The organism is Streptomyces monomycini, from assembly GCF_022271435.1.
Taxonomy (GTDB): domain Bacteria; phylum Actinomycetota; class Actinomycetes; order Streptomycetales; family Streptomycetaceae; genus Streptomyces; species Streptomyces monomycini.
Map to the genome: position 1 here is coordinate 1 of NZ_JAFIQY010000048.1, position 12,580 is coordinate 12,580.

Here is a 12,580-nt window from a genome sequence, read left to right on the forward strand (position 1 = left end):
CGGCGATCGAGCGGAACGCCCGCCGATAGGCGGAGGGAGTGGTGTCCAGCGCGACCCGCATGTGCTGCCGCAGATTGGTGCCGCTTCCCAGGCCGGTCCGGGCGGCGATGTCGTCCACGGGCAGTTCCGTCGACTCCAGCAGGTAGCGGGCGTGCTTCAGACGGGCGGAGGTCAGCCATTCCGCCGGTGACACTCCTGTCTCCTGCCTGAACCGCCTGGTGAACGACCGCACGCTCATGTGGCAGTGCGCCGCGAGCTCCTTCAGGGACAGCCGCCGGTCCAGATGCTCCGTCATGAGCGCGCGTGCCCCGGCCGTCGACGTCCCGGCGTCCTCCGCGACCGGATGGTCGATGTACTGCGCCTGCCCGCCTTCCCGCATGGGCGCGACGACGTTGTACCGGGCCACCTGGTTCGCCACGGAGCTGCCGTGGTCCTCCCGGATCAGGTGCAGGCACAGGTCGATGGCCGCCGCGCCGCCGGCGGAGGTCAGCACCCCGCGATCGGCGACGTAGAGCGGGTTGGTGTCGAGGCCGACCGACGGGAAGAGCCGCCGGAACTGGTCCGCGTAGCGCCAGTGCGTCGCGGCCCGGTGTCCCTCCAGCAGGCCGGCGGCCGCGAGAACGAACGATCCGGTGCACAGGGACACCATCCGGGCGCGCGGCCGTGCCGCGCACAACGCGTCCGCGACACGGGGGTCCACCACCCCGTCGTCGAGCACCTCCGGGCAGCGGGTGCCCGCGACGATCACGGTGTCGGCGTGCTCCAGCAGGGACAGATCGCCCTGGGGCATGACGCCGTACCCGTTCACCGTCGCCACCGCGGAGCCGTCCGGCGTGACGGCCCGCACCTCGTACGCCGCGCCCCCGGCCGGCGGGGTGACCATGGCGAGCATCTGGGCCGGGATGCTGAGGTCGAACGCGACCACCGGTGCGATGGCGAGAACCGCCACCCGGTGCGGAGCTGGGACAGCGACAGTCATGGCCCGATAGTTGCACATGCTGGCCCTCGGGCCACTTCTGCCGGTCTCGAAGTCCGGAGAAGCTGAGGGCATCCCCTTTCCGCACTCCCGAACTTCCGTACGCCGCACCCCCACACCCCCATATCCCCGCACCCCCGCACCACGCTCTCCGCTCTCCGCACTCCGCACTCCGCACTCTCACCCGAAAGGTGGCAGCCCCGCCATGACCGTTCCCGCTGTCGATCCCGAGCTCCAGACGCTGCTCGACACCGCCGACACCGGCATCTTTCCCGTGTACGGCCTGGACGCCGTCCTCGCCGACCCCGAGCAGTACGCGCTGCTACGCGAGCACCCCGACACCCCCGCCGACGACCGGGTGCAGGTCCGGGACCTGTTCATCCCCGGGCCAGGCGGACAACTTCGCCTGCGCGTCTACCGGCCAGACACCCACGACAACCTGCCGATGATCCTCTACGTGCACGGCGGTGCCTTCACCTACGGATCCCCCGAGGCCGAGGAGGAGCGTTCCCTGCGGTACGCCCGGGACGTCGAGGCCGTCGTCGTCTCCGTCGACTACCGCCTCGCGCCCGAACACCCCTACCCGGCCGCGGCCGACGACGCCTACGCGGCCCTGACCTGGATCGCCGCCAACGCGGCGCAGATAGGCGGCGACCCGCAGCGCATCGCCGTCGCGGGCGGAAGCGCCGGCGGCAACATCGCGGCCTCCACCGCCCTGCGCGCCCGCGACCTCGGCGGACCGCGCATCATCTTCCAGGCACTGACCTACCCGGGCGTGGACGGCGGCCTGACGAGCGCATCGGTCCGCGAGTTCACCGGCACTCCGGTCCTCAACCGGGCCGCGATGGAACTGGCCTGGCGCTACTACGCGCAGGAGAGCCACCCCGATCCGTACGCCTCCCCGATCCGGGCCGCCGGCCTCGGCGGACTGCCGCCCGCCTACATCGCCGTGGCGGAGGTCGACCCGCTGCGCGACGAGGGCCGCGCCTACGCGGGACACCTCAGCGCCGCCGGGGTCACCACCGAGCTGGTCCAGGTCCCGGGCGCCGTGCACGGCTTCGACCTGCTGTTCCCTAAGGCCCGGGTCAGCGAACGCAGCCTGGCGGACCAGGTACGCGCCCTGCGCGAGGCCCTCCACCACCACCCGTGACACCGGACCCCACCCCACCCGGGCCCTGCCCCACCCGGGCCCTGCCCCGACCCTTGCCACCGCCCCCACCTCCCTCCCTCCACCCCTCCAGGACAAACCACTAAATTACGTAGCAAACACCCCCTCCCCCCTGAGACGATCCCCCCATGACCACACGCACCTTCGACGACCTGCTGGCCGAGGCGGAATCCGTATCCGTCGAAGGCTGGGACTTCTCCTGGCTGGACGGCCGGGCCACCGAGCAGCGCCCCTCCTGGGGCTACCAGCGCCGCCTGGGCGAGCGGCTGGCCCACGCCCGGGCGGCGCTGGACATCCAGACCGGCGGCGGCGAAGTCCTCGCGGGCGCCGGGCCGTTGCCGCCCGTCATGGCCGCCACCGAGTCCTGGCCGCCCAACGTCGCGAAGGCGACCGCGCTGCTGCACCCGCTCGGCGCGGTCGTCGTCGCCGACCCGGACGAGCCGCCGCTGCCCTTCGCCGACGGCGCCTTCGACCTCGTCACCAGCCGCCACCCGGCCACCGTGTGGTGGCCGGAGATCGCCCGGGTGCTGTGTCCCGGCGGTACGTACTTCGCCCAGCACGTCGGCCCGGCCAGCGTCTTCGAACTGGTCGAGTACTTCCTCGGCCCGCAGCCCGAGGACGTACGGCGCCGGCGCCATCCCGACGACGAGAGCCGGGACGCCGAGGCCGCCGGCCTGGAGATCACCGGCCTGCGCGCCGAATCGCTCCGTACGGAGTTCCACGACATCGGCGCGGTGGTCTACTTCCTGCGCAAGGTGATCTGGATGGTCCCGGGCTTCACGGTGGACCGCTACCGGGACCGGCTGCGGGAACTGGACGAGAGGATCCGGGCGGAGGGCCCGTTCGTGGCACACTCCACCCGCTTCCTCGTCGAGGCCCGCAAGCCCGCCTGACCTGCCGGGCGCCGGCGGCCCGGCTGACGGCAGGATGCGCCCCCTACGCCCTCCGGCACCTCACGCCAGATCCACCAACCCCGCATACTCCCGCCCCCACAGATCCTCCGTACCGTCCGGCAGCACCAGCACCCGGTCGGGCCGGAGGGCCTCGACGGCGCCCGGGTCGTGGCTGACCATGACGATCGCGCCGGGGTAGGTGCCGACCGCGCCCAGCACTTCGTCCCGGGAGGCCGGGTCGAGGTTGTTGGTCGGCTCGTCCAGGAGCAGGACGTTGGCGCGCGAGTGGACCAGTCCGGCCAGTGCCAGCCGGGTCTTCTCGCCGCCGGAGAGCACCCGTACCGGCTTGTCCGCGTCGTCCCCGGAGAAGAGGAACGAGCCGAGGACGTGCCGGGCCTCGCCGTCACTCAGGTGCGGCGCCGCGGTGGCCAGGTTCTCCCGGACCGTACGGGTGGGATCCAGCGTGTCGTGTTCCTGCGCGAAGTAGCCCAGCCGCAGGCCGTGCCCGGCGACGACCCGGCCCGCGTCCGGAGTCTCCCGCCCGGCCAGCAGCCGCAGCAGCGTCGTCTTGCCCGCCCCGTTGAGGCCGAGCACGACCAGCCGGCTCCCCCGGTCGACGGCCAGGTCCACACCGTCCAGCACCCGGTGTTCCCCGTACGCCTTGGCCAGGCTGACCGCGCCCAGCGGTACCCGGCCGCACGGCGCGGGCTCGGGCAGCCGGATGCGCGCGGTCTTCTCGCTGCGCCGCGCCGGTTCCAGCGCGGCCAGCATCCGGTCTGCACGGCGGGCCATGTTCTTCGCAGAGACGGCCGTCGCGACGTTCGCACGCATCTTGTCGGCCTGCCCGTGCAGTGCCGCCGCCTTGCGCTCGGCATTGGCGCGCTCCCGGGCCCGGCGCCGGTCGTCCGCCGCGCGCTGGGCGAGGTACGTGTGCCACCCGGTGTTGTGCACGTCGAGGGCGGCCCGCGCAGGGTCCACGTGGAACACCCGGTTGACGGTGTCGGCCAGCAGCCCGGTGTCGTGGCTGATCACCACCAGCCCGCCCCGGTGCGCGGCCAGGAAACCGCGCAGCCAGGCGACCGAATCGGCATCGAGGTGGTTGGTCGGCTCGTCCAGCAGCAGCGTGCCGTGCCCCGCGAACAGGATGCGGGCCAGCTCCACCCGCCGCCGCTGTCCGCCAGACAGCCCGCCCACCGGCTGACGCAGCACCCGTTCCGGCAGCCCCAGCCCGTCCGCGACCCGCGCTGCCTCGGCCTCGGCCGCATACCCGCCACGCGCCTGAAAGGCGTCCTCGGCCCGCGCGTACGCGGCCATCGCCTTCTCCTGGGCCCCCGGCCCCACGGCCGCGGCCAGCGCGTCCCCGGCCCGCCGCAGCTCCGCCACGGCCCGGTCCAGCCCGCGCGCGGACAGGATCCGGTCGGTGACGGTGACGGCCGGGTCGGCCGCCCGGGAGTCCTGCGGCAGATGGCCGAGGCTCCCCGTACGCACGATCTCTCCGGCGGCGAGGGGCACCCGCCCCGCCAGGACGTCGAGCAGGGTCGTCTTCCCCGCCCCGTTACGGCCCACCAGGCCGACCCGGTCACCGGGCCCCACATGGAAGGACACACCGGACAGCAGAAGCCGGGCACCGACGCGCACGTCGGCACCACGAACGGTAATCATGATTTGACACTCCGGAACAGCTCTAGGACACACGGGTGGCGCGAAAGCGGGTGTCCGAGCTAGGAGATCCGGGGGGTCGACATGGTGGCGAGCGTAGGGGATGGCGCGGCCGGAGTGCACGGGAATTTCGTCGGCGGGACCGAATCGCCTGGTCAGGCGGGCGCACGGGAGTCCCTTCGGGCTTCCCGGGTGGGCTTCAGGTCAGCCTCGGCCCGGCCCACCGGAGTGGACTACGGACGGATGGCAGCCACCGGCTCGGGAACCGGCACGTGAGCCGACGCGGGGAATTCACCCATCCCCGCCGACCCCCGCGATTTCCCCGCGGAGGCCGGTGGGCAGGACCCCGTTGTCACGTTTCGGCGGCTATCCAGGCGATGTGCCAGCCGTTCTTGGCGGCGTATTCGGGGTCGATGGGCTGGCGGTCGACGCGGCGCACGTAGATGCGGAAACCGGTGGGGGTGGCGGCGTAGACCGTGTTTCCGCCGGTGGTCATCCACATGCGGTCGTCGCCGGTGAGGGCGGCGATATAGGCGGGGGTTTCGGTGAATTGTCCGGCGCTGGTGTCGACGTCGATGTAGACGCCGTCGCCATTGCGGTCGGGGTAGTTCTGCCAGCCTTCGCCGGGGGCGGTCCTGCCGGAAAGGAACGTGCCGTTCTGCATTGCCTGCTCCTGTCGCGTCCTCGTAGGAATGCGGACCGGCGATCAACTGATCGGCGGCTAGGGCAGTTTGGGCCCGGACGACCGTGGCTAGCAAGGGCGTTCGACAACGTTGGCCAGATGTGGGGAGTGCGCGCCGGGGCCGGGACCGCTGGCCGGAATGGAGGGTTGACCCGGGGGCGGGGCGGGCGTAGCCGGGGGTGGGGGCGGGGGGCATGATTCTTTTTTCGGGAGGGTTGACAGTCCCCTGCCGTCTCACAAACCTAGGACCCAGCCTTTTCCGGCGGCCCCGGCACGGTCGACGCATGAGGAATTCGCGATCCGGGCCTCGCGATCACCATCTCTCCGGTTCCGCGGCGTTCCGCGCCGCACCGGAGCAGCCGATACGGCCTCTGCGTCGAACGCCGACGACCTTTACGCGCCGCGCTCGCCGCACCTCTTCCCGGCACGAGGCCGATGACGGGCTTTGGAGAAGGATGTGGGGAACATGCCGGACATCGGAGCGCCAAAGGGGGCGTGGCCGGGTACGGGAACGGCCGCGCCGACCGGTGCGGGTGGCGGCCGGGCCGCCGCGGGATACACCTTCCGGGCCGCCGCGGAATGGGCGGAATTCGGGGCGGTGCTCGACCTCGCGTACGGCGGCCGTCCGCACTCGTCGGCCCACAGCGCCGTGGTCGGGGCCCTTTTCGAACCGAAGCGTTCCCTCGTCGCGTGTTACGGCGGCCGACCGTGCGCCACCCTCGCCGGGTACGCGCTGGAGATGACGCTGCCGGGCGGCCCGGCCCCGGTGGCCGGCATCGGATACGTGGCGGTCGCGCCGCCGCACCGGCGCCGGGGGCTGATGCGGGAACTGCTGCGGCAGGCGCTCACCGCGCTGCACGAGGAGCGGGCCGAGCCGGTCGCGGTCCTGCACTCGACCGAGCCGGGGATCTACGGGCGGTTCGGGTTCGGGATCGCCTCCCAGGCCGTCGAGGTGTCCGTGCCTCCGGAGGCGCGGGCTTTCGCGGGGGAGGCGGCTGCCGCGGGACTGGCGCTGGACGTCGTTTCACCCGACGAGGCGCACGCGGTCATAGCCGATGTCTACCGCGCCTGCCTGTCCCAGCGGCCCGGTCTGCTGCGCCGCGACGCCGCCTGGCAGCGCCGCGCCGTCGAGGACGAGCCGGACGGGCGGCACGGCGCGGGGCGGCTGCTGTGCATGGTCGTGTCGGGGCCCGGCGGCGACGCGCGCGGCTATGCGCTGTACCGGATGCGCCCTGCCTGGGAGCGGTCCCGGCCGCGCTACGCCCTGTCCGTCCGGGAGGTGTTCGCGCGCGACCCGGCCGCGTACGCCTTCGTGTGGCGGGCACTGCTGGACACCGACCTGGCCGGGACCGTCAGCGCGGCGTGCCGCCCGGTCGACGACCCGCTGCTGGCACTGCTCGACGATCCGCGCAGTGCCGCGCCGACCGTACGTGATCAGTTGTACGCCCGTGCCGTGGACCTGGATCGTGCGCTGGTCTCCCGTACGTACAGCGCGCCGGTGGATGTGGTGCTGGAAGTACGGGACGTGATGTGCCCCTGGAACGACGGACGTTGGCGTCTGTGTGCGGACCCCGGGGGCGGTGCCGTGTGTGTGCGGACGGGGGCCGCGGCCGATCTAGCGCTGGGCGCCCGTGACATCGGCGCGATGCTGCTCGGCGGTGGTGCGCCGGCCCAGCTCGCGCTCGCGGGCCGGGTCTCGGAGCTGCGGCCGGGCGCGTTGCGCGCCGTCTCCGCCGCCTTCCGCCACGATCCGGCGCCGTTCTGTCCGACGGCCTTCTGATACCGGCGAGGTGACCGGCGGCCCGCGAGCCGCCGGCCGGCGGAAGGCCGCGCGGCGTCCCCGCGGGCCGCGGAAAGCCGCCGGTGACCGCACCATTCATCTTCCTGCGAGGAGTCCCCCATGCCCGGACCCGGCTATGCCTTCTTCGGTGACGAGGAGCGCGACAACGTCCAGCAGGTGCTGGACGCTTGGGCGCGGACGACCGCCGCGCACTCCTACCCGCTCGGTGACCTCACCCAGACCCGGCTGTTCGAGCAGGCCGCGGCGCACCGCCTGGGCAGCCCGTACTGCCTGTCCGTCAACAGCGGCACGTCCGCGCTGCAAGCGGGCCTCGCGGCGCTCGGCATCGGGCCCGGTGACGAGATCGTCGTGCCCGGGTACATGTACGGCGCGTGCCTCGCCGCCGTGGCGTACAGCGGGGCGACGCCCGTACTGGCCGAGGTGGACGCCTCGCTGACCCTCGACCCCGAGGACGTACGGCAGCGGATCACGCCGCGCACGAAGGCGCTGATGCCGGTGCACATGCTGGGTGCGGCGTGCGACATGGCGGCGCTGCGGCGGATCGCGGACGAGCACGGGCTGCTGGTGCTGGAGGACGCCGCGCAGGCGTGCGGCGGCACCTACCGGGGGCAGGCGCTGGGCACGTTCGGGCACGCGGGGGCCTTCTCCCTCAACATGTTCAAGGTGATCACGGGCGGGGACGGCGGTTTCCTGCTCACCGCCGACGAGCGGATCTTCCAGCGGGCGTACGGCTTCCACGACCACGGCTGGTTCCCGTACCGCCGCGAGGACGGCCCCGGCGACCGGCTGTGGGGCCTCAACCTGCGAATGACGGAGCTGACGGCGGCCGTGGCGCGCGCCCAGCTCGGCCGGCTGGACGCCGTGCTGGCCCGCACCCGGGAGCTGCGGGACGAGCTGCTGGCGCAGATCCCCGTACGGGACGGGCTGGTGCGCCGCCCCCTGCACGACGCGGCGGGCGACTGCGCGACCCTCCTGGTCCACGTCTTCGACGAGCGGGCGGACGCCGAGGCCGTCGCGAAGCGGCTCGGCACCAAGACGCTGCTGCACTCGCCCAAGCACTACTACGGCGGGATTCCCGAGCTGGCCGCGCTGGCCGCCCCGGACGGCTCCTCGTGCCCGTCCCGCCCGGCCGCCGAGCCCTGGCGGCGGGACGGCTGGCGGGCGGGCGCGCTGCCGCGCACCGACGACGTGCTGAGCCGGTCGCTGGCGCTGACCGTCGGCACGTCCGACACCTATCTGGGCGCCGACTTCGGGGTGAACGTCTTCAGCGGTACGGACGAGGTCGCCGCGGTCGCCGAACGGTTCCGCGAGACGGTCGGGGAAGTGCTCGGTTGACAGGCCCGAGCCCCGGCCCATCCTCCCTCCTCCTTGCCCGCCCACCGACCTAAGGACCGTCATGCCCGCGACCCGAACGCCCGCGCAGTTCACCGCCGTGGCCGCCAGGCCCCTGGTCAGCGTGGTGGTGCCGTGCTTCGACGAGGCGGCCGTCATCGGGGAGACGCACCGCCGGCTCGGCGCCGTACTGCGCGGCCTGCCGGGGTGCGAGTACGAGGTCGTGTACGTGGACGACGGCAGCCGGGACGGCACGTGGGACCGCCTCACGGCGCTCGCCGCCGCCGACGCGCGGGTCCGGCTGGTGCGGCTGACCCGCAACTTCGGGCACCAGCCGGCCGTCCTCGCGGGCCTGCGCGAGGCGGCCGGGGACGCCGTGGTGACCATCGACGCCGACCTCCAGGACCCGCCCGGCCTCATCGCCGACATGGTCGAACGCTGGCGCGCGGGCTGGCCGGTGGTCTCCGCGCGGCGCACCGGGCGGGAGGGCGAGAGCCGCTTCAAGACCGGTACCGCGCACGTCTTCTACCGGCTGCTGGCGGCGGTCGCCGACCACCCCGTCAGCCTCGACACCGGCGACTTCCGGCTGCTGGACCGCGAGGTCGTCCGCACCCTCACCCTGCTCCCGGAGAGCGAGCTGTATCTGCGCGGCTCGGTCTGCTGGGCGGGCTTCCCGGAGACGGTCCTGGAGTACGGGCGGCGGCCCCGGCTCGCCGGGCGGACGAAGTACACGCTGCGCAAGATGGCGGGCCTGTCCCGGCGCGGCCTGCTCGCCTGCTCCTCGGCCCCGGCCCGGGTGCCCGCCGCCGTCGGGCTCGTCTGGCTCGGCGGTACGGCCGTGACCTCGGCCGTGCTGCGCCGCCCGCTGCCGCTGGCCGCGTGGACGTTCGGCTGCGAGGCGGTGCTGCTCGGGGTGCTGGGCGAGTACCTGCTGCTGGTCCACCGCGAGGTGCGCGGCAGGCCGCCGTACGTGGTCCTCCAGCGGTGGGCGGCCGGCGTCCCGGCACCGGCGGAGCTGACGGCCGACGACGTGACCGGGCCCCGGGAGGCGTGGGCCGCCGGGAGCGCGCGGTGACGGCCGTGAACGGCGACCGGGCGGTACGGGACGCACGCCCCGGCGGCGCGGACTGGGACGTCATCGTCGTCGGCGCCGGATTCACCGGCCTGGCCGCCGCCCACGAACTCGGCCGCGCCGGACTGCGCTGTCTCGTCCTGGAGGCGGACGATCAGGTCGGCGGCCTCGCGGGCACGTTCCCCGTCGGCGACCGGCAGCTGGAGCGCTTCTACCACCACTGGTTCGCCTCCGACACGGACATCTTCCGGCTCTGCGCCGACCTCGGCCGCGCCGACCTCGTCCAGCGCCACCACGGCCGCACCGGCTTCTACTACGCGGGCGGCATCCACCGCCTCTCCACCCCGCTCGACGTGCTGCGCTTCGCGCCGCTGCCGCTCGCCGACCGGCTGCGCCTGGGCCGCTCCGTACTGCACGCGGGCCGGGTGCGGCACTGGCGCGAGCTGGAGGCACTGACCGCCGAGGAGTGGCTGGTCGGACTGGGCGGGCGGCGGGTGTACGACCGGGTGTGGCGGCCGCTGCTGGAGGGCAAGTTCGGCCCGTACGCGCCCGAGGTCGGCGCCACCTGGATGTGGACCAAGCTGCACCTCCGGGGCGGCAGCCGCAGCCGGTCGGGCCGCGAGGTGCTGCACTACCTGCGCGGGGGCTGCGGTGCCCTGCTGGACGCCTGGCTGCCCCGGCTGGCCGGGCTGGGTGTACGGATACGGACCGGCAGCCCGGTGACGGAGGTGCTCACCGGGCCGGAGGGCGTGCGCGGCGTGCGCTGCGGAGGTGATGCGGCGCACGCCCCGCGCGTGCTGGTGACCTGCGCCCCCGGGCCCGCCGCCGCGCTGCTCGGCCGGTCCGCGCACCCCGCCGTACCGGCCCTGCGCCGCCGCCTGACGGCGATCCCGTACCTGGCCAACCTCTGTCTCGTGCTGGAGAACGACCGGCCGCTGTCCGACACGTACTGGCTCAACGTCACCGACCCGCACTTTCCCTACGTCGGCGTCATCGAGCACACCAACCTCGACGCCCCGGAGCACTACGGCGGACGGCACCTGGTCTACCTGTCCACGTACCTGCCGGCGGACGCCGCGCTGTACCGGATGAGCGACCCGGAGGTCTACCGGTACAGCCTCCCGCACCTGCGGCGGATGTTCCCGGCGTTCCGCGCGGAGTGGGTGCGCGCCCACCACGTCTGGCGCGCCCGGTACGCGCAGCCGGTCATCACCCGGCACTACTCGCGGACCGTACCCGGCGTCGAGAACGCCGTACCCGGCCTCCACCTCGCCGGAATGGCCCAGGTCTTCCCCGAGGACCGGGGCACCAACTACGCGCTGCGGGGCGGGCAGCGCGCCGGGCGGCTGATCGCCGACCGCATCCGTACGGCGGAGCGCCGCACAGCCGGCGCCGCCCCCGCCCACCCCATCCACCGGACCGGAGCGGACCATGACTGACCCCCGCGCCCAGCAGGCACAGCAGCCCCCGCAGTCCCTTCAGACTCCGCAGCCCCAGCAGCTCCAGCAGTCCCCACAGCGCCCGCACCCGCCCCAGCGCCTGTTCAGCGTCGACGACTGCGAGCGGATGCCCGCCCGCCAGGTGCACGACCTCTACCGGCAGTACGTCAGCCGCGCCCAGGTCTCCCTGCTCGGCTCCTTCGGCTTCGGCCAGGACCTGGTCGACCACGCCGAAGGCTGCTGGATCACCCTGCGCGACGGGCGGCGCATCCTGGACTTCACCGGCGGGATCGGCGTCCTCAACCACGGGCACAACCACCCCCGGCTGCTCGCCGCGCGCCGCCGCTTCGCCGACCGGCGCGCCATGGAGGTCCACAAGAACTTCCTGTCCCCGTACGTGGCCGCGCTCAGCCACAACCTGGCCCGGCTGCTCCCCGGCGACCTGAACATCAGCTACTTCCCCAACTCCGGTGCGGAAGCTGTCGAAGGCGCCGTGAAGCTCGCTTACAAGTACCACCGGGGGCACCGCGGCACCGTGCTGCACAGCGACATCTCCTTCCACGGCAAGCTCCTCGGCGCGGGCAGCCTCACCGCCTCCCCGGAGGTGGACTTCCCGTATCCCGGCCTGCCCGGTACCGACCACTTCGCCTACGACGACCTGGAGTCCTTCGCCCTCGCCCTGGAACGGCACCGGACCGGGGACGGCAGCAGCGACGTGTACGCGGTGGTGCTGGAGCCGTTCAGTGCGTCGAGCGTCCGGGAGTGCTCGGCGGAGTTCCTGTACGAGGCGCGCCGGCTGTGCACGGAACGGGACATCGTGCTGGTCTTCGACGAGGTGTACACCGGCTGGGGGCGCACCGGGTCGCTCTTCCACTTCATGCGCCACCCCGGCCTGCTGCCCGACGTCCTGACCACCTCGAAGTCGTTCGGCGGCGGCAAGGCGTCCATCTCCGGCTACGTCGCGCGCGAGCCGGTCTTCCGCACCGCGTACGACAACCTCTCCGACGCGACCCTGCACAGCACCACCTACTACGGTTTCGGCGAGGAGACCGCGACCGCGCTGGAAGCCGTCGCCATCGCCGTCGAGGACGACTACCCGGCGCGCGCCGCGCGGATCGGCGAGCGGCTGGGCGGAGGCCTCGCCGACCTCGCCGCCCGCCACCGCTCCCTGGTGTCCGGCACCTGCGGCCGGGGCGCGCTGCACGGCCTGTTCCTCAACGACGGCAATCCCGCACTGGACCGGCTGCTGCGCCTGGTCCCCTCCTCCTTCGCCCGTGACCCGCGAGCTCGCCGCAAGCTCGTCACGGCCGCCGTGATCGCCTCTCTCTACCGCGACTTCGGCGTCCTGGCCTACTACGGCTCCAACCACGGCCTGCCGCTCATCGCCTCGCCGCCGCTGGTCGCCGGGGAGACCGAGGTCGAGGTGTTCCTCCAGGCGCTGGACTCGGTGCTGGAGCAGGGGGCCGGGCGGCTGCTGTCCCGCTTCGCCAAGGACGTACTGGCGCAGCATGTGCCCTTACGCGGCAAGGGGGCCAAGGAGCAGGCGGTGGCGCGGTGA

At 73.4% G+C, this 12,580-nt stretch carries 10 protein-coding genes; 7 read left to right on the top strand and 3 right to left on the bottom strand.

From position 1 onward, the window contains the following. The coding region (locus JXZ78_RS34765) for a GlxA family transcriptional regulator (RefSeq protein WP_238783572.1) at nt 1-979 on the bottom strand (979 nt) is incomplete at its 3' end. A 202-nt stretch (nt 980-1,181) separates the two neighbouring features. Here JXZ78_RS34765 and JXZ78_RS34770 point away from each other — a divergent pair. After that, entirely contained in the window at nt 1,182-2,126 is a 945-nt protein-coding gene (locus JXZ78_RS34770) for an alpha/beta hydrolase (RefSeq protein WP_030018071.1), read from the top strand. 146 nt (nt 2,127-2,272) lie between these two features. Beyond that, entirely contained in the window at nt 2,273-3,037 is a 765-nt protein-coding gene (locus tag JXZ78_RS34775; RefSeq protein ID WP_030018056.1) for a methyltransferase domain-containing protein, read from the top strand. 60 nt (nt 3,038-3,097) lie between these two features. Here the strand turns inward: JXZ78_RS34775 and JXZ78_RS34780 are convergent, their stop codons facing one another. After that, complete coding sequence (locus JXZ78_RS34780; RefSeq protein ID WP_030018057.1) at nt 3,098-4,699, bottom strand: ABC-F family ATP-binding cassette domain-containing protein; 1,602 nt, start codon at nt 4,697-4,699, stop codon at nt 3,098-3,100. A gap of 349 nt (nt 4,700-5,048) precedes the next feature. Next, complete coding sequence (locus JXZ78_RS34785; RefSeq protein WP_030018058.1) at nt 5,049-5,360, bottom strand: hypothetical protein; 312 nt, start codon at nt 5,358-5,360, stop codon at nt 5,049-5,051. A 484-nt stretch (nt 5,361-5,844) separates the two neighbouring features. Here JXZ78_RS34785 and JXZ78_RS34790 point away from each other — a divergent pair, with 484 nt between their 5' ends. The 5 genes from JXZ78_RS34790 to JXZ78_RS34810 all read left to right on the top strand — a co-directional run bounded on the left by JXZ78_RS34790 (nt 5,845) and on the right by JXZ78_RS34810 (nt 12,580). Next, on the top strand, nt 5,845-7,158 hold the full coding sequence (locus JXZ78_RS34790; RefSeq protein ID WP_238783573.1) for a GNAT family N-acetyltransferase: 1,314 nt from the start codon (nt 5,845-5,847) through the stop codon (nt 7,156-7,158). Between the two features lie 120 nt (nt 7,159-7,278). Beyond that, nucleotides 7,279-8,514 (top strand): DegT/DnrJ/EryC1/StrS family aminotransferase, encoded by a 1,236-nt coding sequence (locus tag JXZ78_RS34795; protein WP_030024991.1) that lies wholly within the window; start codon nt 7,279-7,281, stop codon nt 8,512-8,514. A 61-nt stretch (nt 8,515-8,575) separates the two neighbouring features. After that, nucleotides 8,576-9,586 (top strand): glycosyltransferase family 2 protein, encoded by a 1,011-nt coding sequence (locus JXZ78_RS40485; RefSeq protein WP_050503086.1) that lies wholly within the window; start codon nt 8,576-8,578, stop codon nt 9,584-9,586. Then, nucleotides 9,583-11,022 (top strand): NAD(P)/FAD-dependent oxidoreductase, encoded by a 1,440-nt coding sequence (locus tag JXZ78_RS34805; RefSeq protein ID WP_208870252.1) that lies wholly within the window; start codon nt 9,583-9,585, stop codon nt 11,020-11,022. Before JXZ78_RS40485 ends, JXZ78_RS34805 begins: the two co-directional genes overlap by 4 nt. 127 nt (nt 11,023-11,149) lie before the next feature. Then, complete coding sequence (locus JXZ78_RS34810) at nt 11,150-12,580, top strand: aspartate aminotransferase family protein (protein ID WP_238783583.1); 1,431 nt, start codon at nt 11,150-11,152, stop codon at nt 12,578-12,580.